Origin of the sequence: Lysobacter sp. CA196, assembly GCF_052078695.1 — a bacterium.
In the GTDB taxonomy this organism is placed as follows: Bacteria; Pseudomonadota; Gammaproteobacteria; order Xanthomonadales; family Xanthomonadaceae; genus Lysobacter.
Genome location: NZ_JBQJIN010000001.1, coordinates 98535 through 121137 on the forward strand (window position 1 = coordinate 98535; position 22603 = coordinate 121137).

Genomic DNA, 22603 nt, shown 5'->3' on the forward strand with positions numbered 1-22603 from the left:
CGCGGCGCACCGTGTCCGGAAACTCGCTCGGCAGCTCGAACCGGCAGCGAGGATCTGCGGCTCAGACCGGCAGGCCGGCGCCCTCGCCCACCTGCGCGTCCGGCGCCGCGGACTTGCCGCGAGCCCGGCGCACCAGCCTGCCGCTGCTGGCGCGCATGTCGTCGAGGATGCTGTAGATCGTCGGCAGGAACAGCAGGCTGACCACGGTCGAAAAGGCCAGGCCGCCGGCCACCGCGCGCGCCATCGGCGAATACGCCAGGCCGCCCAGCACCACGGTGTCGCTCAACGAGATCGGCACCATCGCCAGGATCGCCGTGCCCATGGTCATCATGATCGGGCGCAAACGCTCGCGGCTGCCTTCCACCAACGCCTCGTTGCGCGACAGGCCGCGCCGTCGCAGGTTGTTGATGTGTTCGACCATGACGATGCCGTTGTTCACCACCACGCCCATCAGCACCAGGATGCCGATGAAGGCCATCACCGTGAACGAGCTGCCGGTCAGCCAGAACAGCCAGAACACGCCGAAGATCGAGAACACCACGCAGCTCATGATCGCCGCCGGGAACAACAGCGATTCGAACACCGCCGCCATCACCACGTAGATCATCACCAGGGCCAGCACCAGATTGATCATCATCTGCTTGCCGGCATCGTCGTCGCGCTCGAACGAGCTGCCGTCGAAGCTGAAGCTGTAGCCGGCCGGGAACGCGACCTTCTTGAGCGTGTCCTCCATCGCCTTGCGCGCGTCCGGAGTGGTCGCCTTGCCGTTGAGGCTGGCCAGGATGGTCAAGGTGGTCTGGCGGTCGTTGCGGTTGATCTGGCTCGCGGTCGGGCGCAGGTTGACGTCGACCATCGCCAGCAGCGGCACGCTGCGGCCGTCGCTGGAGCGCACGGTGAACTCGGCCAGGCTCTCGATGGTGTATTTCTCCGCACCGGCGAAGCGCGCCCACACCGGCACCTCGGTCTCGCCGCGCTGGAAATCGCGCAACTGCGCGCCGCGCAGCGACAGGCCGACGAAGCGCGAGACTTCTTCGACGCTGAAACCGAACGAGGCCGCACGCTCGCGATCCACCTTGACGTTGAGCTCGGTGTTGCGGTCGCCCACATCCACGCGGACATCGCGCAACTCGGACCGGCGCGCGAGCATCGGCAGGATGTCGCGGGCCAGTTCGGTCAAGGTCTCGGTGGAATCGCCGACCAACTGCACCTGGACGTTCTTGCCGCCGCCCTGGCCGCCGTCCTGGTCCTGGCCCACGCTGATCTCGGCCTTGGCCGATTTCGGCAGCGCCTTGGCGATCTCGTCGACCAGCGGCTTGTTGTTCTTGACCTCGTTCTCGTCGAACTGCAGACGCGTGCCGCCTTCGCGGCCCTGCTCGCTGAAGAACGAATAGATCTGCTTGATGTGGTATTGCTTGCGGCGCGCCTCCAGGAACTGCTCGATCTTGAGGATCTCGATCGACATCTGTTCGCGGGTGTAACTGCCCTTCCACTGATACTGGATGAAGGCTTCCTTGCCGCCCTCGTTGCCGAACATGTCGAACTTGGTCTGAGTCGCCGGCACCAGGCTGATCAACACCACCAGGACGATGCCGAGCACGCTGAGGCCGCGATGCTCCAGGGTCCAGCGCAGGAAGCGCGCGTAGGAACGCTGCAGCCACGGGATCAGGCCGGTGGTGGTGTTGACCGCGGGCGGCGTCTTCATCCGCGCCGAGATCATCGGGATCAGGCTCACCGCGACCAGCCACGACGCCAGCAGCGATACCGAGATGGTGATCGCGATCTGCGACATGAAGATGCTGATGTCGTTGGTTTCGCCGATCAGGTTGGGCAGGAACACGATGCAGTGGCACAGCGTGCCGGCCGACAAGGCGATGGCGACGTGGCGGGTGCCGAGAATCGAGGCCAGCTGCGGCTGTTCGGGCATCTTCTCGCGTTCTTGATAGATGCTTTCGACCACCACCACGGCGTTGTCGACCAGCATGCCGACCGCCAGCAACAAGCCCATCAGCGACAGCACGTTGAGGGTCACGCCGATGAAGTGCATGAAGCCCAGGGTCATCACAAAGCAGATCGGGATCGCCAGGGTCACCATCAGCGTCGACGGCCAATGGCGCAGGAAGAAGAACAACACCGCGATCGACAGCACCAGGCCGATCGCGCCGGCCTCGCCGAGTTCCAGCAAGGAGCTGGTCACGTCCTCGCCCTGGTTCTGCACCACCTTGATTTCGATGTTGCTCAGCGCCGGTTGGGCGCGGATCGCCTCGACTTCGGCCAGGGCCAGTTTCGACACCTCGACCAGATTGGCGCTGCGCTCCTTGAAGATATCCAGGCCGATCGCCGGGCGCCCGTCCAGACGCCGGCCGGTTTCCAGGCGCGCCGGCTTGAGCCGCACCTCGGCGATGTCGCGCAGTTTCAGGCCGCTGGTGTTGATGACCAGGTTGCGGAACTGCTCCAGGTCGGCCACCTGCCCGATCGGCTGCACGCGCAGACGCCGGCCGCCGTCCTCGATCTGGCCGGCGGAGATCGAGAAGTTCAGCGCCTGCAGGCTCTTGGTCAGGGTGTTGAGATCCACGCCGTGCGCGACCATGCGGTCGGGCAGGATCGCGATCTCGACCTCGTTGGGCGCGGCGCCGCCGATCTCGACCTTGGCCACGCCGGGGATGCGTTCCAGACGGCGCTTGAATTCGCGATCGATCAGGTCGTATTCGCGGCTGAGGTCCATGTCGCCGGCCAGACGCACCTGCAGGATGGCCTGGTCGGCGCTCGACCACTTGAACACGAAGTAGCGCTGAAAGCCCTCGGGCAAGTCGTCGACGATGGCGTCGATGCGTTCGCGGGCTTCCGAGGCCGCGATGGCGATATCGCGGTCCCAGTCCTTGAACTCCATCTGGATGCTGGCCGAGTCCGAGGTCGCGCTGCCGCGCATCGTCTTGATCCCGGTCATCGTCGCCAGCGCCTCTTCGGCCGGGCGCAGGATGGTGCGCTCGACCTCTTCCGGCGTGGAACCGTCGTACGGCAACTGCACCACCAGGAACGGCGCGGTGATGTCCGGCAGCGACTCCAGCGGCAGCCGCACCGCGGCGATCAAGCCGATCACGAACATCGACACGAACAGCATGATGGTCGTGATCGGCCGCTTGATGCTGATCTCGGCAACGCTGCTCATGTCAGTGCGCCTCGGCCAGCGGGTCGTTGTCGTGGCCGATCTTGTCCGCGGCGGTCCGCGCTTCGCGCTCGGCCTTGCGCACGCGGTTGCGGTAATACTCGTCGCCGCGGCGGTCGAGCAGGTCGTAGACCACCGGGATCACCACCAGGGTCAACAGGGTCGACACCAGCAGACCGCCGATCACCGTGATCGCCATCGGCGAGCGCACCTCGGCGCCCTCGCCGGTGGCGATCGCCAGCGGCAGGAAGCCGAACAAGGTGCACAGCGTGGTCATGATGATCGGGCGCAAGCGCGAACGCGCGCCTTCGATCAGGGCCTCGCGCTTCGGCGTGCCGTGCTCGCGCAACTGGTTGACCTTGTCGATCAGGATGATCGCGTTCTTCACCACCAGGCCGACCAGCAGGATCAGGCCGATGAACACCACCACCGACACCGCCGAGCGGGTCAGCAACAGCGCCAGCACCGCGCCGACCAGGGCCAGCGGGATCGTGAACAGAATCACGAACGGGTGCAGCAGCGATTCGAACTGCGAGGCCATGACCAGATAGACCAGGAAGATCGCCAGGCCGAACGCGAACAACAGCGAATTGATCGACTGCTGCAGCTCCTCGCCCTGGCCGCCGATGTGCATGCGCACTTCCGCGCTCAGCGGTTGCTCGCGCACCAGCTTCTGCACCTCGGCGATGGCGCCGCCGAGGTCGATGTCGCGCAGGTTCGAGGACACGATCGCCACGCGCACCTGGTCGGCACGATGGATCTCGCTCGGGCCGCTGGTGGCGACCACGTCGGCCACCGACTCCAGGGTCACCGGGCGGTTGCTGCCGGGATTGACGATCAGGCGGCGGATGCTTTCGATCGAAGCGCGATCGGACTCGCGGGCCCGCACCAGCACGTCGATCTTGCGGTCGCGGAAGCTGTAGCGGGTGGCGACGTCGCCGCGCACCTTCTTCACCACCACGTCGGCGATATCGCGCGTGGCCAGGCCGAAAGCGCCGGCGCGGTCCTGGTCGAAGCGGATCTGAATCTCCGGAAAGCCCTGCTCCACCGTCGATTTGACGTCGGCGAAGTGCGGGTTGCCGCGCAGCAGTTTGGCCATGTGCTGGCCGGCGCGCTGGATGGTCTCCAGGTCCTGGCCGCGCAACTCGATTTCCAGCGGCGTGGAGAAGCTGAAGAGCTGCGGCCTGGCGAAATCGACCTGGGCGCCGGGATGGGCCAGCATGGTGCGGCGCAGGCGTTCGGTCTCTTCGGCTTCGATCTGCTTGCTGCCGCCGTCGGCCATGACCACGGTGACTTTGCCGATGTTCTCGCCGCTCTCGGTCGGATTGGCGTCCAGACGCGTGCCGCTGCCGCTGACGCCGAACCAGGCGTGGATGCCGGGGTCCTTGGCGTGCTTCTCCTGGATTTCGCGCACCAGCCGGTCGGTCTCGCGCAACGGCGTGCCCGGCGGCAGCTTGACGGTCATGTCGAAGCGGTCCTGGGCCAGTTGCGGAATCAGATCGGCGCCGAGCAGCGGCACCGCCGCCAGAGTCGCCACGAACGCCGCACCGGCCAGGCCGAGCACCAGTACGCGATGGCCCATCGCCGCCGGCAACAGCTTCAGATAGCCGCGTTCGGCGCGCTCGTACGGCGCCATCGCCAGATCGCTGGCCTTGCCCATGACCGGCCCGACCACCGCGCCGAGGATGCGCCAAGCGCGCACCACCCCCCAGGCGATGCCGAAGAAGGTCCAACGTACCGCCGCGCCGATCGCCAGGAACGGCCACGCCAACACCTTCACCACGCGGTTGCGCGGCTGCCAGCGCGGATGCGGCGCTTCTTCCTGGAAGCCCAGGGCCGGGCGTCCGCGCAATGCGCTCAGCATCGGGATCAAGGTCATCGACACGATCAGCGAGATGCCGATCGCCAGGGCCACGGTCAGGGCCTGGTCGCGGAACAACTGGCCGGCGATGCCTTCGACGAACACCAGCGGCAGGAACACCGCGATCGTGGTCAGGGTCGAGGCGACCACCGCCATGCTGACCTCGCGCGTGCCGGTGACGGCCGCTTCGAGAATGCCGAGCCCGCGTTCGCGCGCCTTGGCGATGCTTTCCAACACCACGATCGAGTCGTCCACGACCAGGCCGGTGGCGAGCGCCAGGCCGCCCAGCGACATCACGTTGAGGCTCAGCCCCAGGCGGTCCATGAAGAAGAACGTGGCGATGATCGAGACCGGCAGCGACAGGCCGATCACGAAGGTGCTCCAGCCGTCGCGCAGGAACAGGAAGATGATCAGGATCGCCAGGAAGCCGCCGATCACCGCGTCCTTCTTGACGTCGCTGATGGCGTGACGGATGAACTGCGACTGGTCGTCGATCGTGGTCAGTTCCACGTCCGGCGGAGTCTGTTCCTTGATCTGCTTGAGGCGTTGCTGGATCGCGTCGGCGGTCGACACGGTGTTGGCGTCGCCTTCCTTGTAGATGGCCAGCTCCACCGCTTCCACGCCGCCCAGGCGGATGATCGCCTCGCGTTCCTTATAGCCCTGGCGGATCTCGGCGATGTCCTTCAAGCGCACCGGCTTGCCGCCGGCCGCGGTGCTCTGCTCGCCCGAGTTCGCGGTCTGCACCGAGGCCGCCGCGGCCATCGCGTCGGCCGAACCCGAAGCGGCGGCGACGCGCGCCATTTCCGCGGCCGCATCGGCCGCGGCGTTGCCGCCGGCCTTCTGCGTGGTCACCAGCATTTCGCGGATTTCCGGCACGCTGGCGAATTCGTTGACCGTGCGCACCAGATAACGCTGGGTGCCCTCTTCCAGGCGCCCGCCGGAGATGTTGATGTTCTCCTGCTTCAGGCGCTGGATGACGGTGTCGATCGGCAGGTTGAGCTGGGAGATCTTCTGCTGGTCGATGTCGACCTGGATCTCGTCCTCGAGACCGCCGCCGACCTTGACCGCGGCCACGCCGTCGACCGGTTCCAGCTTCTTCTTGAGGTCGTCGTCGGCGTAGCGGCGCAATGCGGTCAGCTGGCGGATCGCTTCGCTGTCGCTGGCCTTGGCGCCGTCCTTGGTCGACAGGGCGATGCGCAGGATCGGCTCGGTCGAGGGATTGAAACGCAGCAGCACCGGCTTCTTGGCTTCCAGCGGCAGCTGCACGATTTCCATCTTGTCGCGCACCTCCAGGCTGGCCTGGTCCATGTCGGTGCCCCAGGCGAACTCGAGCACGACGTCGCTCTGGCCGGTACGCGAAACCGACTTGAGCTTGCGCAGGCCCTTGACCACGCCGACCGCCTCTTCCAGCGGCTCGGAGATCAGGGTTTCGATTTCGGTCGGCGCCGCGCCGGTGTACTCGGTGCGCACGGTCAGGGTCGGATAACTCAGATCCGGCAGCAGATTGACCTTGAGGCTGTTCAGCGCGATCAGGCCGAACAACAGGAAAGTGATGGTCGCCATCGCCACGGTCACGCGGCGGCGGGTGGAGAACTCCACCAAGTTAAAGGACGTCGTGTCCGGAAGCTGAGCCACAGTCAGTCCCCACGTTCAAAAGAATTCGAAAGACGCGGCCGAGGGCCGACCGCGCCGGATCGCAAGCGCCGGACGCTTACTGCTTGTCGGTGGCCGCGCCGGCGGCGCTGGCGACGGCCTTGGGTGCGGCCGTATTGATCAACTGCACCTCGGTGCCTTCGCGCAAAGCGGTCTTGCCGGCCACCACGACCTGGTCGCCGAGCTTGAGGCCGGTGCGGACCTCGGCCCAGGCGCCGTCGAGATAGCCCAGCTTGACCGGGACCCGCGCGACCTTCTTGCCTCGCACCACGAACACCGCCGGGTCGCCTTCGTCGTCGAGCAGCGCTGCGCGCGGCACCACCAGTGCGTCGGCGCGGTTGTCGTAGTCGATGCGCAAACGGCCGAACATGCCCGGCTGCAGCGCGCCGCCGCCTTCGAAAGCGCAGATCACCCGGAAGGTGCCGCTGCCGGAATCGACCACCGGGGCGACCCGGTCGACGGTGCCGGTGAAGACCTTGCCGGGCATGGCGTCGACCTGCATCTGCACCGGCAGGCCGGCCTTGAGCGTGGCCAGCTCGCGCTCGGGTACGTTGAGCGTGGCTTCCAGGCGCGAGGTGTCGACGATGCGGATGATCGGCGAGTTGATCTGGACGAAGTTGCCGGTCTTGATCGAACGCGAAGCGACGATGCCCGAGATCGGCGCCTCGACCTTCGCATAGGACAGCTCCAGGTTCGCCATGCGGTTGGCGGCGCGGGCGTTCTCCAGGTCGTAACGCAACTGGTCGTTGTCGTTGGCGCTCAGCAGGCGCTGCTCGGCGAGTTGCTTGGAGCGGGCGTAGTTAGCCTCGAGCTTGCGCATGGTGGCGTTGGTCTGGGCGGCCTGCAGTTCGGCGCGCGCCGAATCGAGCCGGACCAGGACCTGGCCGGCCTGGACGTGCTGGCCTTCCTCGACCATCACCGCGAGCGCCACGCCCGAGGTCTTGGCCACCACCTGCGATTCGGCCCGCGCCTCCAGGGGCGCGGTACCGGTGTAACTGGCCGCGATCGCGCGCCGCGTCGCCTGGGCGACCTCGACCGGAACCGCTTCCGATGCTTTGTCCTTGGCTTCCTTGGCCTGCGCTTCCGCAGCGCCGGCGCCGCCCTTGCAGGCCGACAGGCCGAGCACACAGGCCAGGGCCAGGGCGGCGACTGCCACCGTGCCGCCCATTGCCGGACCGCTCTTGCGGATATTGGTGAGTTGACGCATTCGAGACGACCCCAAGCTCTAGTTTTTTCGTCGGTTACCGGTCGTATGCCGGTGTTGTATATAGGTATATCACCGGCCCTGAAAACCACCATCCGCCGAAGGTAATGGTGACTGGAGCCATGCATTTATTCTGAGGCACGGTAAGCGCGAGCGATGCCGATCGCGCGCCTGCGGCGGCCTCGGGCGACACGCCTTCGCCGCCCGTGCAGTATGGATGCGCTCAAGGACGACTTCGTTGCAGTCGCATGGCCGGCTATACTCGCCGACTTATGCGCGGCTCCGGCCCTGCACAGCCAGCCACCACCTTTCGCTAGCCATTCGAGATTGCGGACTAGACATGATGCGACCGCTGATGATCGCCGCCTGCTTTGCCCTGACCCTGGCCGCCATGACGGCGCACGCCGAGGAACCCGCCAAGGCGCCGGCCCCCACCGCCGCCGTCGCGGCCATTCCGGCCGCCGCGCCGGCCATCCAGGGCAATGCCGAGACCGGCCGCCAACTGACCTATACCTGCCAGGGTTGCCATGGCGTCACCGGCTACAAGAACGCTTACCCGAACTATCACGTCCCCAAGATCGTCGGGCAGTCGCCGGAATACCTGACGAATGCGCTGACCGAATACAAGAAAGGCACGCGCAAGCACCCGACGATGCAAGCCCAGGCCCAGAGCTTCTCTGACCAGGACATCGCCGACATCGCCGCCTTCCTTTCCAGCGCCAAGTGAGCCGCCCCATGACGAACCCCAGCTTCTTCAAGAGCGGCCTCGCCATCGCCCTGTTCTCGGTCCTGACCCTCGCCGCCTGCTCGCAGGGCGAGGCACCGGCCGGCCATTCCTCGGCCGACCGCGACGCCGGCCACACGTCCTCGTCGTCGGGCCTGCCGGCCGGCCACATCGCCGCGGGCGAGAAGCTCGCCAGCGTCAAGGGCAAGGCCACCGGCCAGTCCTGCGTCGACTGCCACGGCGACGAAGGCAATGCGCCGATCGACCCGACCTATCCGAAGCTCGCCGGCCAGTACCACGACTACATCGCGCATTCGCTGCAGATGTACCGCGACGGCGACCGCGAGCACGCGTTGATGTCGAGCCAGGCCAAGGATCTGAACGATCAGCAGATCGCCGACCTCGCCGCCTACTTCGGTTCGCGCGAAAAAAGCCAGCTGCGCGATCTGCACGGCATCCACTGACGCTTGCGCGGCCTCGCCGCGCTATCGATCGGAAACGAACGGCCCGCTGATGCGGGCCGTTTCTCTTTGCGGCGGCGTTTCCGCGACAGCCGCTGACTAGAGCCCCGGCGAAGTCGGTAGCGCGGCACACGCATCGACTCCGACCAACCGCCCTCACCCGCCCGGGGGCGGCCGCACGCTGCCGTTGTCTTCCTGCAGATGCGGCTTGAACGGGATATCCGGCGGCGGGCGCGCGATGGCCGGCTGTTCGTTGAGGTTCGGGTCGTTGATGCCGCAACTGCCGCCGAGCATCAGCAAGGCGACCGAGCACTGGATGCTTTTGCCCTTGCTGCCCGGGATCGGAATCATCACCGTTTGCACGCTGCGGCGGACCCATTCGGCCAGCAGGGTTTCGTTCGGACGCCAATATTTGTCGAGCGCGGTCGGCTCGTAATCGGTCGGCTTACGCCGCAGCCAAGTGCCGGCGCGGTCGAGGTCCTTGATCTCGGCGGTGATCGTGCCCGGCGGTTTACCCGGAGAGGCCGAGCCCGGTGCATCGGCAAGACGCACGCTGCCGTCGCTGTTGTATAGGCCCGGCGTATCGCCGCGCTGGCCGCCGGGCTGATTGCGGGTGGAGTCGCCCCAGTCGTCGCCGCGCTTCGGCGTCGACCAGGTCCCGGGCGCGGGCGTCGGCTTCGGCCCGGCGCCGGCGGTCGCCGCCGGCGGGCTCGAACTCGCGGCCGGGGCCGAACTCGATGCGGCCGGCTGGGTACTCGACGCGCTGGCCGGCGCGCTGGTGGCGGTCGCAGCCGAGGCCGGAAACGTCGACGGCACCGCAGCCGGCGCGGTGCTCGGCGAAGGCGTGGTCGAGGCCGCCGCGGACGGCGTGGGGATATCGGCGATGCGCACCTGCGGCGCGCTCGAGCGTACCGGCGGCGCGGCGATCGACGGCGTCGGCAACTCCCGCACCGGCACCCGCGATAACGGCGCGGGCACCTCGCGCACGCTCACCTCGCGCGGCTGCACCGCGATGCTCGGCAGGGCGATCTCGCGCTGCGGCAATTCGCGCGCGATCGGCTGCACCGGCGCGGGCACGTCGAGCGACGGCACCGGCTGGGTCTTGGCTTCGAGCTGCGGCACCCGCGGGGTGTCGTCGAGACGGCGACGGGTCGGCGGCAGCACGAAGATCTGCGGCGAATCCGGCACTTCCTTGCTGACCATCACCGGCTGCTCGACGGTCGGCGTCGGCAGCTGCGGCTCGGGCACGTCGCGCTGCGGCACCTCGGGCAAGGTCGCCTGCAGTTCCGGCGTCGGCAAGGGCGCATCCGCGGCCAGCTGCGGCGGCGAGGGTTCGGACGGTGTCGGCGGTTGCGAGGTGGGCTGGGCCTGCGGCGATGGGGTCTCGGCCTGTGGCTGGTCGCTCGGCTGCTGCGAGCCACCGCCGGGTTCCTTCGGCGTGCCTTCGCCGATGTACTCGATCATGGTGACGTTCTCGCCTTCCGGCGGCGGCCGGGTGGCGAAAAACTGCAGATACATCAGCCAGATCAGCAGGCCGGCGACGAAGATGTGCCAGACCAGCGAAAACGCGCCGGCGATCCAGCGCAGCCAGCGCTCTTCGCGCTCCGGCGGCTGCCATTGCTGGCGCCACAAGGTCGCGAACGCCTGCCAACGGTTGAGCATGGCCGCGCGCGGCGGCGGTTGGGCCAGGGGCCGCTGCGCGATCACCGCGACCAGCGCGTCCGAAGTCGCACCGGTCACCGCGCCGCTGTGTTCCTGCATGGACTCCAGCCAGCTTTGCCAGCCCGCGGGAAACTCGCCCGGTGCGGACGAATCGCGTCGCATGGAAAGCCGCAACCGGCGTTGCAGTGCTTCGATGACGGAGGCGGCGGTGGGCATAGGCTGCGCCGCGCCGGAATCAGGCGGCGGTGTCTCGGGGGATGTACGGCGCGTCACCGGTCTCGTGATCGGTGGCGTCGCGTACCGCGGTCACGCCCGGCACCTTGGTCATCAAGGTGGTTTCGATGCCCTGCTTCAGGGTCACGTCGGCCATGCCGCAACCGTGGCAGCCGCCGCCGAAGCGCAGCACGACCACGCCGTCGGCGGTCACTTCCTGCACCGAAACATGGCCGCGGTGCTGGGCCAGCTGCGGGTTGACCTCGTGCTCGACCACCCAGCGCACCCGCTCGACCAGCGAGGCCGAATCGGTTGGCGCCTCGCCCTTGATCTTGGGCGCGCGGATCTGCAACTGGCCGCCGGTGGCCTTGACCTCGTAATCGATCTCCGCGCCATCCAGGTACTGCACGCTGTCGGCGCGCAGCCAAAGGGTGAAGCCCTCGCAATCCACCGCCCATTCGTCGCCGGCCAGGTCGGCCGGTTCGGCGAACTCCAGGCGCACGTCGGCGCGCGGCGTACCCGGATGCACCGCCGACAGCCGCACTCCGAGCCCCGGCAGGGCCTCGCGCTCGATGAGCTTGCGGAAGTGGGTTTGCGCGGATTCGGAAATATTGATCATCGGGCTATTCTAACGGGGTCAGCACGGCGTGAAGCCGCGTATGCATCCTACGACCGTCGGCGATACGATTCCGTTCATGGAAGGCGGTCGCCGCGCAAAAGCTTATGCCGCGGCGCCATCGCCGGGCCACCCAGGAGTCCGCAGCATGAACGATCTCATCCCCTTGTCCCAGGCTCACTGCATCATGCGCCGGGGCGTCGAACACAAGCTCAGCGAAGCCCGCATCCGCGAGCTGCTGCCCGAGATACCGGGCTGGGAGCTCGGCGAGGACGGCCACGCCCTCACCCGGACCTTCCGTTTCGACGACTATTATCGAACCATGGCCTTCGTGAACGCCTTGGCCTTCATGGCCAATCGCGAAGACCATCATCCCGATCTCGGCGTCCATTACGACCGTTGTGTGGTGCGGTATTCGACCCACGACGTCGGTGGCCTGAGCGAGAACGACTTCATCTGCGCGGCCAAGGCCGACGCGCTGACCGGTTGATCCCGCCATGAACCCAATCCGCAGCAACTCCCGCCTCTCGCCGCGCCTGGTTCCGGTGCTCGGCGCCGCCCTGCTCGCCCTGCTTGCCGCCGGTTGCGGCGAACGTGCCGCGGACGCGCCGATCATCCCGTCCACGCCGCTGCGCGCGGTCGACACGCCGCCGCCGGATTACCCGCAGGAGATCGGTTGCGACCAGATCGGCGGCAAAGTCGTGCTGCAGCTCAGCGTGGGCCCGGACGGCAAGCCGAAGAAGGTCGACGTGCTCGAAAGCAGCCGCACCCCGGCGCTGGACGAAGCGGCGATCAAGGGCGTGCAGCGTTGGCGCTTCGAAGCGGCCACCCGCAACGGCAAGCCGGTGTCGACCGACATCCAGGTCCCGGTGACTTTCCATTCGCCGGCGACGCGTCCGGAACACTGCCGCTGAGGCCGCCGCGCGCGGTAAATCCAGCCAGACGACAACGCCGGCCTGAGCCGGCGTTGTTCGTTCGGACGAGTCGCATCAGGCCGGAGCGCCTCGCACCGAAGCCCGATGCCCCGGGCCGCTCACCGCAGGCAGTGGCTGCGCCGGGACTTCGACTCAGCCCAGGCGGTCCAGCACTTCGACCAGCTCCGGCGCCAACGGCGCGTTGAGCAGATACGGCTCGCGGCCGCCGTCGAGGGCGAACTCCAGGGTCGAGGCGTGCAGGAACAGTCGCTTGAGGCCGGCCTGCTCGCGCAGACGCTTGTTGGCCTCGACCTCGCCGTACTTGTCGTCGCCGGCGACCGGATGGCCGATGTGCTGGGCATGCACGCGGATCTGGTGGGTACGGCCGGTCTCGATCCGCACCTCGCAATAGGACTGGCCACCGCGCCGCTCCAACACCTTGAAGTGGCTCAGCGACGGCTTGCCGTCGCGGTGCACCTGGACATGGCGCTCGCCGCCCTGGCGCAGGCCGATGTGCAAGGCCGCGTCCACGCTCATCACGCCCTCGGGCATGCGCCCGGTCAGCAGCGCCAGATAACGCTTGGCGATCCCGCCTTCTTCGCGCATCAACGCCTGCATCTCGGTCAGCGCCGAGCGCTTCTTGGCCACGATCAGCAGCCCCGAAGTGTCGCGGTCGAGCCGGTGCACCAGTTCCAGGGTCTGGCCCGGGCGCAAGGCGCGCAAGGTCTCGATGGCGCCGAAGCTGATCCCGCTGCCGCCATGGCTGGCCACCCCGGAGGGCTTGTTCAAGGCGAGCAGGCGCGCGTCCTCGAACACGATCGCCGCGTCGAGAGCGTCCATGAACCCCTTCGGCGGGGTCGGCTTGTCGCCGGCCTCGCTGAGACGGACCGGCGGAATGCGCACCTCGTCGCCGGCCTCGAGCTTGCGCTCGGCCTTGGCGCGGCCGCCGTTCACGCGCACCTGGCCGGAGCGCACCAGCTTGTAGATCAAGGACCTGGGCGCACCTTTGAGTTGGCCCAAGAGGAAATTATCGAGCCGTTGACCTTCACGATCGTCGGGTACACGCACCGTCCGTGCGCCGGTGTTACCGGAGTTTGCTGTCTGGGTCATCCCGAAGCGTTATCTGTTACACTCGCGACGCGAGATAAGGTTTTGATTTCGCTGGGAGTTGTACCCGACCGCGTCGCCTGACAAGCGTGCGGTTCGGTACGGGCCGAAAGCCCCTCTCGCGATTCCGATCCGCGTCTAACCACTGCCCACGGGGTAGCCATGTTAGCAGCGACGGACCGGCGGAACCGGCCAGCGCCCGATGGGTCAAACCGTCGAGATGAACACCCGTGCGGCGCCCAAGCCTCGGCTTGACGCGCCGCCGCCCCGCCCCGAGCGACGTTCGCGTCGCCGGCCCCGAAAGAACCGAGTAGGTAAGAAGCGCTCCCGCGGCGTGCCGTGGTGATGTAGCGCTGGTAGTGGAGACCTCGCCGGCGCGCGGGCGGCCCGCATTCGCTGCGGCCGACGATCGCGACGGCGAAGTCTCAGTTCCCAGATAGCGAAACGCCATGGCGTTCCGCGCGGTAGAGCGCGCGAGGAACGCAACAATGAAGCGCATGCTGATCAATGCGACGCAGGCGGAAGAACTGCGCGTCGCCATCGTCGACGGCCAATCCCTGTACGACATCGATATCGAACAGCCGTCGAAGGAACAGAAGAAGTCCAACATCTACAAGGGCCGCATCACTCGGCTCGAACCTTCGCTGGAAGCCGCGTTCGTCGATTACGGCGCGGACCGCCACGGCTTCCTGCCGCTGAAGGAAATCTCCCGCGACTATTTCCAGCCCGGCGTCGACCATAACAAGGCCGGCCTGCGCGAACTGCTGCGCGAAGGCCAGGAAATCGTGGTCCAGGTCGACAAGGAAGAGCGCGGCAACAAGGGCGCCGCCCTGACCAGCTTCATCTCCCTGGCCGGCCGCTACATGGTGCTGATGCCGAACTCCCCGACCGCCGGCGGCGTTTCGCGCCGGATCGAAGGCGAAGACCGCGCCGCGCTCAAGGACGCGATGGACAAGCTCAACATCCCCGACGACATGGGGGTGATCATCCGCACCGCCGGCGTCGGCCGCGATGCCGAAGAGCTGCAATGGGACCTGGACTATCTGCTCAGCGTGTGGAAGGCCGTCACCGACGCCGCCCTGAGCAAGCAGGCGCCGTTCCTGATCTACCAGGAATCGCGCCTGATCATCCGTGCCCTGCGCGACTACATGCGCCCGGACATCGGCGAAATCCTGGTCGATACCGACGAGATGTACGCCGAAGCGCGCGAGTTCGTCGAACAGGTCATGCCGCACAACCTGCGCAAGCTGAAGAAGTACGCCGACGACACCCCGCTGTTCAACCGCTTCCAGATCGAGTCGCAGATCGAGAACGCCTACGAGCGCACCGTGCGCCTGCCTTCCGGCGGCGCCCTGGTGATCGACCAGACCGAAGCCCTGACCGCGATCGACGTCAACTCGGCGCGCGCGACCAAGGGCGGCGACATCGAGGAAACCGCGTTCAACACCAACCTGGAAGCGGCTGAGGAAGTCGCGCGCCAGATGCGCCTGCGCGACCTCGGCGGCCTGGTGGTGATCGACTTCATCGACATGGCCTCCAACCGCCATCAGCGCGACGTCGAGAACCGCCTGCAGAACGCCCTCAAGCAGGACCGCGCCCGCGTCCAGATCGGCCGCATCTCGCGCTTCGGCCTGCTCGAACTGAGCCGCCAGCGCCTGCGTCCCTCGCTCGGCGAGTCCAGCCAGCTGGTCTGCCCGCGTTGCGACGGCCACGGCCGCATGCGCAGCGTCGAGTCGATGTCGCTGTCGATCCTGCGCATCGCCGAAGAGCATGCGATGAAGGAGAACACCGGACAGGTGCTGGTGCAGGCCCCGACCGAGATCGCCAACTACCTGCTCAACGAGAAGCGCCGCGCGCTGACCGAGATCGAACAGCGCCACGGCGCGCCGATCGTGATCGTCGCCGACGAGCAGCTCGAGACCCCGCATTACGAAGTCACCCGGGTGCGCGAGAACGAGATCGGCGAAGAGTCCTCCAAGCCCAGCTACCAGCGCGGCACCCAGCGCAAGCTGCCGCTGCATGCGCTGACCAAGGCCCATCTGAACATCCCGGATGCGCCGATCGTCACCAACGTCAAGCCGCTGCAGCCGGCACCGCTGCGCGAACCGCGCGAAGCGCCGGTGGCGGCGGCAGCGCCGGCCCCGGCGCCGGTCGCCGCTCCGACCCATTCGGTCGGCCTGGTCGAGCGCATCCTGCGCATCTTCCGCGGCCCGTCGCAGCCCGCTCCGGCCCCGGCCGAGCCGGCCGCGCGCAACTCCGAAGGCCGTGGCCGCAACGACCGCAACGGCCAGCGCCGTGGCGAGAATCGTAGCAACGCCGGCAAGGGCGGACGCGATGGCGGCCGCCGCGACGAGCAGCAGCGCCGCGACGAACCGCGTCGTGACGAGCAGCGTCGCGACAAGCCGGCGCAGAACGCCCAGCCGCAAGCCGCGCAGCAGCCGCCCAAGCAGAAGCAGCCGCAGGCCCAGCAGCCGAAGCCGCAGCAGCAACAGCAGCCGCAAGCGCAACAGCAGCCCAAGCAGCCCAAGCCGCAGAACGAAGAGCGCGCGGCACAGGCCGCCGGCGGGACCCCGCGTCCGCCGCGCGAACCCAGGCCGCCGCGCCAGGACGCCCCGGCTCCGGCCGAAGCGCTCAGCGCCGCGGTGATCGTGCCGGCCGCCGTGGCTGCCGCGTCGGCCAGCGCCGGCGCCCCCATCGCCGTGCCCGCGGTGCCGGCCGTCAGCGACGAGACCGCGCTGAAGACCGAAGCCGCCGTCGCTGCCGTCGCCGTCGACAACGCCGGCACCGAGCCTCGCGACAGCGATGACGCCGCAGGCGAAGGCGGCGGCCGTCGCCGTCGTGGCCGTCGCGGTGGCCGTCGCCGTCGTCGCGGCAACGGTGAAGCCGCCGTCGGTGGCGAAGGCCAGGGCCAGGACGAGAACGCGTTCGACGACGAAGACGAGATCGGCGGCGAACCCGCCACGGCCCCGGCCGCGGCGAACCGTTCGCAGCCCGAGTTCGACTTCGACGACGAAGGCGGCGCACCCGCGTCGCGCGCCCAGGCCGCGGCACCCGCCGCTGCCGCTGCCGTTGCGCCTGCAGCAGCCGTCGCCGCCAGCCGCGTGTTCACGCCGGCCCAGGAGACGGCGGCCGAGCCGAAGGCTTCGTTCGCGAACATCGGCCACGAGGCCAAGCCGGCGGTGAGTGAAGCTGCCGTCAGCGAACCGTCGTCCGTGCAGCCGCAGGCCGAGCCGACCCAGGTTCAGCCCTCGCGCAACGACTATGTCGTCGCCGAGCCGATCGTGAACGAGCCGGCAGTCAACCAGAGCGTCGTCGCCGAAACCGCACCGGCCGAGCCGGTGCTGGAAGCGGCCATGCCGGTCATCACCCGCCTGCCCGAGGCAACGGTCGCGGTGCCCGCCGAAGCCGTCACGCCTGCGCAGAGCGCAGTCGCGGCGATCGAACAGGCGCAGCCCGCTCTGCAACAGCACGCCCTGCAACAGCCGGCTCCGCAACAGCAGGCTCCGCAACAGTCTGCGCTGCGGGCCGCGGCGCCGCGCAACGAAGACGTCGAACCGGTCGTCGAGCCGACTTCGGCCCTGGTCGAAGAGACCCGCGTCGAAGACACCGTGGTCGAACAGGCCGTGATCGAGCAGACCCCGGTCGAACCGACCGTGATCGAGCCGGTGGCCCCGTCGGCCGTCGACGAGACTGCTCAGACCGAAGCCCACCCGGCGTCGGTCGAACCGGCCGTGGCGGCTTCCGCTGCGACCGGATCGGTCGAACCGAAGGCGGCCGCCGCTGAAGCCAACTCGGTCGAATCCGCTCCGGTCGAACCCGCACAGGCCGACGCCGGCAACGCGGCGCCGGCAGCGACGCCGCGCACCGCCGGCCTGTTCGATGCCCTGCCCCATCCGGTCGAACCGGCCCGCACCGACGCGGCCAACGCCGCCGTCGAAGGCGAGCAGGATGCGGCCGATGGGTCGTCCGACGACGAGCGTCGCGCCTGACCGGCGACGCTCCAAGCGGAACCTGAGAACGAAGAAACCGGCCGCTGATGCGGCCGGTTTCTTTTTGCGCATCGGGTTGGCGACCCTGCGATCTCGCGGCCGCCACCCCGCATCGGTCAACGCCCGGCATCACGGTCTCGCCGTCGTGGATCGGCGCAGCAAGCGAGCCGGCTCGTTCGAGCCACGGCAGACAGCGCACCTACTGCGCTAAGGCACTCGACCGCAGTGGGCGCCAGAACGGCGCCAGCGCGAACTCAGCGCCGGCGCGCCCGCATCACAGCGAATGCGCGGGATCGGCCAGTCCGTACTGCGCGGCCAGGCGGGCCAGCGCGATGCTGTCGGTGATCGCCAGCTTCTCGAACAAGCGGGTCTTGTGGGTGTTGACCGTCTTCGCACTGAGGCTCAGGCGCTTGGCGATTTCTTCCTGGCGGAAGCCCTGCACCAGCAGCAAGGCGATCTCCAGCTCGCGCGGCGACAGCTCGTCGAACGGCGAGCTGCCGCCGTCGATGTTCGACAACGCCAAGTGCTGGGCGATGTTGCTGGCCAGATAGCGCTTGCCGCGAGCCACGTCGCGAATGGCGCGCAACAACTCGCTGGCATCGCCGCCCTTGCCGACATAACCGGACGCGCCGACTTCGAGCAGACGCTTCGGCATCGGGCCGTCTTCGAGCACCGAGACGATGATCACCCGCGTGCCGTGGTCGCCCTTGACGATGCGCTCGGTCACTTCCAGCCCGCTCACGCCGGGCAGATGCAGATCGCACAGCACCACGTCGGGTTTGAGCTTGCGGATCAGCGGCATCGCCTCTTCGCCGCTTTCGACGTCGCCGAGCACTTCGATATCCGTCTCCGCCGACAGGATCATGCGCATGCCCGTGCGGACCAACGCATGGTCGTCAACGATGAATACACGGATAGTCATTGTCCCTTCCCCTACGACCCAGACCTGCAACGCCAACGAGGCTACGCGCCGGCATGGTGCGGTGCAAGGCATTCATAATGTGAAAGTGGGCACAATGCGCTTCACATCCGGCCCTCCAACCTTCCCTCGAGAAGACCCAATGCGTTCTCAGAAACTCTCGCCGATCGTCACAACCGTCGTCACATCCCTGTTGTTGCTTTCGATGGCAGGCGCGAGCGCGCGCGAAACCGCTTCGGCGCCGACCGCGGTCACCACCGGCTCATGGCTCGGCGACGTCCGCAGCCTGTCCGAAGCCGGTGTCGGCAACCGCCGCGCGCCGATCGAAAAGCGTCTCGACGGCCTGGGCCTGAAGTGGAAAGCGGTCGCCTTCGAAACCGCCAAGAAGCAACAGGGGCAGAACCTGATCGCCGAAGTCTCCGGCGCCGCCGCAGCGCCGCTGCTGCTGTTCGGCGCGCATTTCGACCAGGTCGACGAGGGCCGCGGCGCGACCGACAACGCCTCCGGCAGCGCCACCGTGCTGGCCCTGGCCGAACGTTTCAAGCACAAACCGCTCGCCCACCATCGCGTCGCGGTCGCGTTCTGGGACCTGGAAGAAGCCGGCCTGCTCGGTTCCAGCGCCTACATCGCCCAGGGCAGCGAAAAGCCCGCGCTGTACGTCAATTTCGACGTGTTCGGCTGGGGCGACACCTTGTGGATGATGACGCCCGACGCCGACAGCGCCCTGGTCGGCGCCAGCCGCGATGCGGTCAAAGCGTCCGGGCTGCAGTTGTCCGCAGGCCGCGAGTATCCGCCGAGCGACCACCTGCCCTTCATCAAGGCCGGCTGGCCGGCGGTGTCGTATTCGCTGATCGGCAACGAAGAAGTGCCCTTGATCCTGTCCTTCTTCAAGGGCGAGAAAACCGCGACCCAGGCCAAGGTCATCAAAGTCATCCATAGCAGCAACGACACCGTCGAACAGATCGACGCGGCCGCCACCGCGCGCGGCGTCGACGCGGTCGAACGGGCGATCCGGCAGTGGGATGCGGCTCAGAATTGACCGATCACGTCAATAGCCGAAAACGGCGAGTCTGCGGGCGCGCGGCGTGAGATTCTTGCGCCCTCGCCTCGTTCTTCTTGCCCCTCTTCTTTCGGAGTCTTTCGCATGAGCGCACAAGCCCAACAAGCCGATCACTTCCACAGCCTGCACCGCGACGGCCTGCTGCTGCTCGCAAACGCCTGGGACGCCGGCACTGCGCGCCTGATCGAAAGCCTCGGCGCCAAGGCGGTCGCCACCACCAGCGCCGGCGTCGCCTGGTCGCACGGTTATCCCGACGGCGACCTGCTGCCGGTACGGCGCCTGGTCGCGACCGTCGCCGACATCGTCCGCGTCATCCGCGTGCCGCTGACCGTCGACATCGAAGGCGGCTATTCCGACGATCCCGCGGCGGTCGCCGAAACCGTGGCCGGCCTGATCGACGTCGGCACGGTCGGCATCAACCTCGAAGACGGCGGCGGCGACCCCGAGCTGCTGTGCGCGAAGATCGAACACATCAAGCGCGCCAGCGCGCGGCTCGGTGTGGCGCTGTTCGTCAACACCCGCACCGACGTGTATCTGCGCGGCCTGGCGCCGCCCGAGCGCCGGGTCGAGGAAACCCTGGCACGCGCTGCGCGTTATCGTGCCGCCGGTGCCGACGGCCTGTTCGTGCCCGGCCTGACCGACGAAACCGAAGTGCGCGCGATCGCCGCCGATGCCGGCCTGCCCTTGAACCTGCTCGCGCGCCCGGCCTTGCCGGCCGCGGCCGAACTGCAAGGCTGGGGCGTGCGCCGCCTGAGTGCGGGCTCGGATATTTCCCAGTCGATGTTCGCGCGCACCAGCGCACTGGCCAGTGGCTTCCTGCGCGACGGCGATTCGGCTCCGCTCGGCGCCGACGTCATGGCGTATTCGCAACTCAACGCGTTGTTCGCCGACCGTTGAGCGGCGGCGCCGCTCAACGCATCAGTCCATAGTCCTCGAAACGGACCTTGAACCTCAGCGCATCCTGGTACTTCGGCGGAATATCGCCGAGGTGCCGGTCGATGCGCTCGTCGTCGTCATCGTCGAACAGATAGAACGGCAGACCGTTCGCCGGGGTGATCTTGACGATCCGCCCCGGCCGTCCCCGCGCGCGGTATTCGCGGATCACGTCGTCGCCGGCGTAACGTACGCGCACCTGCGGGTCGACCAGGCCCGCGGTCGGGTCCGGCAGGCTGGCGCAGGCCGCCAGCGCGGCCACGGTCGATAACAGCACGGCATACCGCATGGAACTCTCCTTGCGATTCGCAACCGACTATACCCGGGCTGCAGGCCGACACAGCATGGCGCTTTCGGGTAGGAGCGGCGCAAGCCGCGACCGCGACATCGCGGTAACGACGCGCGCGGCAGGAACGCGATCGCGGCTTGCGCCGCTCCTACCCTAAAGCAGGAGTCTCCCGGCCGACAGGACGCAGTTCGCCGACTAGCCGCAACGGGCTATTTCGCCGCACCCGCGCCTGCCGTAGCTTGTGCCCCAAGCCGGGCCGGCGCGTCCCTACCGCATGCGCCACGGCCGATGTGCAGGCAGTTCAATGGATGGACTACCGAGGGATGGTCATGAACGATCCGAACCGAGCGCCGGCGGACACCGCCGGATGGACCGAAGCTCAACGCGCCTTGTGGCAACGCCTGTGCGATTACCGATTCGACGACGACGATTCGAACGAATTCCTTACCCGCGTCGCCACGACGTCTCTGCTCGCTCTGAGCGAAGCGCGTGCGGCACTCGATGAATATCGCCGTTTCTGTTTTCTCGCCGTCACCGTCGCCCATGCGGTCACGCCGAGCCAGCTTGTCGATGAGATCTGGCACACCCACATCATCGATACCCGGCGCTACGAGCGCTTCCGCACCGAGGTGCTGCGGTACGAACTGCATCATGTGCCTTCCCGCGGCGGCAGCGGCGAAGAGCTGAAACACCAGCGCCAGTACGCCGACACCGTGGACAGCTATCGGCGCTTTTTCGGCCTGCCGCCGAGCCGGTTCTGGCCGGAACCGCGCGCACCGCGTGCGCCTGCGGCGGCGAGCATCGCGTTCGCCGAGCCGCGCGCACCCTGGCGGCCGATGCGGTTCGGCATGGTCGCCGTCGTCGGCACGTATGCGCTGATGGCGCTGGGCGCAAACGAGACCAACCCGCTGCATTGGAGCGGCGGTCTGTTCCTCGCCTGGTTCGTCGTCCTGATGATCGCCGCGCTGATCGCGGGCTCCTGGCTGCGGCAGCGCATGCGCGGGCCGCAGGGCGCGGGGTCGAGTCACGATGCCGACCGTTGGGAGCTGGCGTATCTGTCCGGCGGCAGCGATCGCGTCGCCGATGCGATCGTGGTCGACCTGCTCGCGCTCGACGCGGTCAGCCTGGATTACGACCGCAAGAAAGCGCGCGAAGCCTACGAGAACGATCGGGTGTGGTTGCGCCCGCGCCTGCCCCCCGAACAGATCGAGACGCTGTCGCCGGTGCTGCGCGAGGCACTCGAGGTCGTCGCCGAAAAGCAGACCCTTTCCCGGATACTGCTGGCGCTGCGCGAACGTCATCGATCGCAGGAACGGCGCTTGCACCGCAAAGGCTGGCTGATGACCCCGCAGCAACAAGCCTGGGCGGCGAGGCTGTCGGCTTTGCCCTTGGCCGCGGTCGCCGCGCTGGGGCTGTGCAAGATCATGATCGGCCTGCAACTGCAACGCCCGGTCGGGTTCCTGATCGCACTGACCGTCCTGGCCGTGTTCATCGCGCTGTTTCGCGCGCTCTCGACCCAGCACCGGCCCCGTACCTGGGCCGGCGACTGGGAACTGTACAAAGCCGCCCGGCAGCAACGGGCAGGCGCCGACGATCCGGCCTCGACGGTGGCACTGGTCGGCACCGCGGTACTGATCGGCACCCCGTTCTCGGACTATCAGCAGATCCGTACGCCGTCTTCCTCCGACAGTTCGGGCGGCGACGGAGGCGGCGGTGGTGGAGACGGGGGTGGTGGCTGCGGCGGGGGGTGCGGAGGTTGCGGAGGTTGCGGCGGCAGTTGATCGAAAGCCACGGCTCGCCCCGCGCCAGCTCGGCCCGCCCCAGCCCGGCGCGAT

General features: G+C 67.9%; 16 protein-coding genes. 8 read left to right on the top strand and 8 right to left on the bottom strand.

The features are described 5' to 3' along the window. Positions 1–61 precede the first annotated feature (61 nt). The 3 genes from ACTOWK_RS00525 to ACTOWK_RS00535 all read right to left on the bottom strand — a co-directional run bounded on the left by ACTOWK_RS00525 (position 62) and on the right by ACTOWK_RS00535 (position 7884). Positions 62–3166, bottom strand: a complete 3105-nt coding sequence (locus tag ACTOWK_RS00525; RefSeq protein ID WP_441328277.1) for an efflux RND transporter permease subunit — start codon at positions 3164–3166, stop codon at positions 62–64. Between the two features lies 1 nt (position 3167). Continuing rightward, the gene (locus ACTOWK_RS00530) at positions 3168–6665 is read right to left on the bottom strand and encodes an efflux RND transporter permease subunit (RefSeq protein WP_441328642.1); all 3498 of its coding nucleotides are present in this window, start codon (positions 6663–6665) and stop codon (positions 3168–3170) included. A 70-nt stretch (positions 6666–6735) separates the two neighbouring features. Next, on the bottom strand, positions 6736–7884 hold the full coding sequence (locus ACTOWK_RS00535) for an efflux RND transporter periplasmic adaptor subunit (RefSeq protein ID WP_441328278.1): 1149 nt from the start codon (positions 7882–7884) through the stop codon (positions 6736–6738). A 340-nt stretch (positions 7885–8224) separates the two neighbouring features. On the opposite strand from ACTOWK_RS00535, the gene ACTOWK_RS00540 reads away from it, so the two are divergent. Together ACTOWK_RS00540 and ACTOWK_RS00545 are read left to right on the top strand one after the other, a co-directional pair. Further along, entirely contained in the window at positions 8225–8608 is a 384-nt protein-coding gene (locus ACTOWK_RS00540; protein ID WP_441328643.1) for a c-type cytochrome, read from the top strand. 8 nt (positions 8609–8616) lie between these two features. After that, positions 8617–9069, top strand: coding sequence for a c-type cytochrome (locus ACTOWK_RS00545; RefSeq protein WP_441328279.1), 453 nt, complete (start codon positions 8617–8619; stop codon positions 9067–9069). 153 nt (positions 9070–9222) lie between these two features. On the opposite strand, the gene ACTOWK_RS00550 is transcribed toward ACTOWK_RS00545, so the two are convergent. Further along, entirely contained in the window at positions 9223–10890 is a 1668-nt protein-coding gene (locus ACTOWK_RS00550) for a hypothetical protein (protein WP_441328280.1), read from the bottom strand. 73 nt (positions 10891–10963) lie between these two features. After that, positions 10964–11560 carry an NfuA family Fe-S biogenesis protein gene (locus ACTOWK_RS00555; protein WP_441328281.1) on the bottom strand — a complete coding sequence of 199 codons (597 nt, stop codon included), beginning with the start codon at positions 11558–11560 and terminating at the stop codon, positions 10964–10966. A 145-nt stretch (positions 11561–11705) separates the two neighbouring features. Here ACTOWK_RS00555 and ACTOWK_RS00560 point away from each other — a divergent pair, with 145 nt between their 5' ends. Both ACTOWK_RS00560 and ACTOWK_RS00565 read left to right on the top strand, forming a co-directional pair. Then, positions 11706–12047, top strand: coding sequence for a 4a-hydroxytetrahydrobiopterin dehydratase (locus ACTOWK_RS00560; protein ID WP_441328282.1), 342 nt, complete (start codon positions 11706–11708; stop codon positions 12045–12047). 7 nt (positions 12048–12054) lie between these two features. Beyond that, positions 12055–12471 (top strand): energy transducer TonB, encoded by a 417-nt coding sequence (locus tag ACTOWK_RS00565; RefSeq protein WP_441328283.1) that lies wholly within the window; start codon positions 12055–12057, stop codon positions 12469–12471. A 153-nt stretch (positions 12472–12624) separates the two neighbouring features. Here ACTOWK_RS00565 and ACTOWK_RS00570 read toward each other — a convergent pair whose 3' ends face one another. Beyond that, positions 12625–13581, bottom strand: coding sequence for an RluA family pseudouridine synthase (locus ACTOWK_RS00570; RefSeq protein WP_441328284.1), 957 nt, complete (start codon positions 13579–13581; stop codon positions 12625–12627). 485 nt (positions 13582–14066) lie between these two features. Between ACTOWK_RS00570 and ACTOWK_RS00575 the strand changes: the two genes are divergently transcribed. Then, positions 14067–17567, top strand: a complete 3501-nt coding sequence (locus tag ACTOWK_RS00575) for an Rne/Rng family ribonuclease (protein ID WP_441328285.1) — start codon at positions 14067–14069, stop codon at positions 17565–17567. A gap of 274 nt (positions 17568–17841) precedes the next feature. Here the strand turns inward: ACTOWK_RS00575 and ACTOWK_RS00580 are convergent, their stop codons facing one another. Then, positions 17842–18489 (bottom strand): response regulator, encoded by a 648-nt coding sequence (locus tag ACTOWK_RS00580; RefSeq protein ID WP_441328286.1) that lies wholly within the window; start codon positions 18487–18489, stop codon positions 17842–17844. 139 nt (positions 18490–18628) lie between these two features. On the opposite strand from ACTOWK_RS00580, the gene ACTOWK_RS00585 reads away from it, so the two are divergent. Both ACTOWK_RS00585 and ACTOWK_RS00590 read left to right on the top strand, forming a co-directional pair. Beyond that, complete coding sequence (locus ACTOWK_RS00585) at positions 18629–19525, top strand: M28 family metallopeptidase (RefSeq protein ID WP_441328287.1); 897 nt, start codon at positions 18629–18631, stop codon at positions 19523–19525. A 105-nt stretch (positions 19526–19630) separates the two neighbouring features. Beyond that, entirely contained in the window at positions 19631–20443 is an 813-nt protein-coding gene (locus ACTOWK_RS00590) for an isocitrate lyase/PEP mutase family protein (protein ID WP_441328288.1), read from the top strand. A 13-nt stretch (positions 20444–20456) separates the two neighbouring features. Here ACTOWK_RS00590 and ACTOWK_RS00595 read toward each other — a convergent pair whose 3' ends face one another. Then, positions 20457–20768, bottom strand: a complete 312-nt coding sequence (locus ACTOWK_RS00595; RefSeq protein WP_441328289.1) for a DUF2782 domain-containing protein — start codon at positions 20766–20768, stop codon at positions 20457–20459. A 137-nt stretch (positions 20769–20905) separates the two neighbouring features. On the opposite strand from ACTOWK_RS00595, the gene ACTOWK_RS00600 reads away from it, so the two are divergent. Continuing rightward, complete coding sequence (locus tag ACTOWK_RS00600) at positions 20906–22549, top strand: TIGR04222 domain-containing membrane protein (protein ID WP_441328290.1); 1644 nt, start codon at positions 20906–20908, stop codon at positions 22547–22549. The last annotated feature ends 54 nt before the right edge of the window (positions 22550–22603 follow it).

Excerpts from the sequence above, each read along its gene's own strand:
- ACTOWK_RS00525 (WP_441328277.1), bottom strand. The coding sequence starts at position 3,166 with ATGAGCAGCGTTGCCGAGATCAGCATCAAGCGGCCGATCACGACCATC.
- ACTOWK_RS00535 (WP_441328278.1), bottom strand. The coding sequence starts at position 7,884 with ATGCGTCAACTCACCAATATCCGCAAGAGCGGTCCGGCAATGGGCGGC.
- ACTOWK_RS00540 (WP_441328643.1), top strand. The coding sequence starts at position 8,225 with ATGCGACCGCTGATGATCGCCGCCTGCTTTGCCCTGACCCTGGCCGCC.
- ACTOWK_RS00545 (WP_441328279.1), top strand. The coding sequence starts at position 8,617 with ATGACGAACCCCAGCTTCTTCAAGAGCGGCCTCGCCATCGCCCTGTTC.
- ACTOWK_RS00550 (WP_441328280.1), bottom strand. The coding sequence starts at position 10,890 with ATGCGACGCGATTCGTCCGCACCGGGCGAGTTTCCCGCGGGCTGGCAA.
- ACTOWK_RS00555 (WP_441328281.1), bottom strand. The coding sequence starts at position 11,560 with ATGATCAATATTTCCGAATCCGCGCAAACCCACTTCCGCAAGCTCATC.
- ACTOWK_RS00560 (WP_441328282.1), top strand. The coding sequence starts at position 11,706 with ATGAACGATCTCATCCCCTTGTCCCAGGCTCACTGCATCATGCGCCGG.
- ACTOWK_RS00565 (WP_441328283.1), top strand. The coding sequence starts at position 12,055 with ATGAACCCAATCCGCAGCAACTCCCGCCTCTCGCCGCGCCTGGTTCCG.
- ACTOWK_RS00570 (WP_441328284.1), bottom strand. The coding sequence starts at position 13,581 with ATGACCCAGACAGCAAACTCCGGTAACACCGGCGCACGGACGGTGCGT.
- ACTOWK_RS00575 (WP_441328285.1), top strand. The coding sequence starts at position 14,067 with ATGAAGCGCATGCTGATCAATGCGACGCAGGCGGAAGAACTGCGCGTC.
- ACTOWK_RS00580 (WP_441328286.1), bottom strand. The coding sequence starts at position 18,489 with ATGACTATCCGTGTATTCATCGTTGACGACCATGCGTTGGTCCGCACG.
- ACTOWK_RS00585 (WP_441328287.1), top strand. The coding sequence starts at position 18,629 with ATGCGTTCTCAGAAACTCTCGCCGATCGTCACAACCGTCGTCACATCC.
- ACTOWK_RS00590 (WP_441328288.1), top strand. The coding sequence starts at position 19,631 with ATGAGCGCACAAGCCCAACAAGCCGATCACTTCCACAGCCTGCACCGC.
- ACTOWK_RS00595 (WP_441328289.1), bottom strand. The coding sequence starts at position 20,768 with ATGCGGTATGCCGTGCTGTTATCGACCGTGGCCGCGCTGGCGGCCTGC.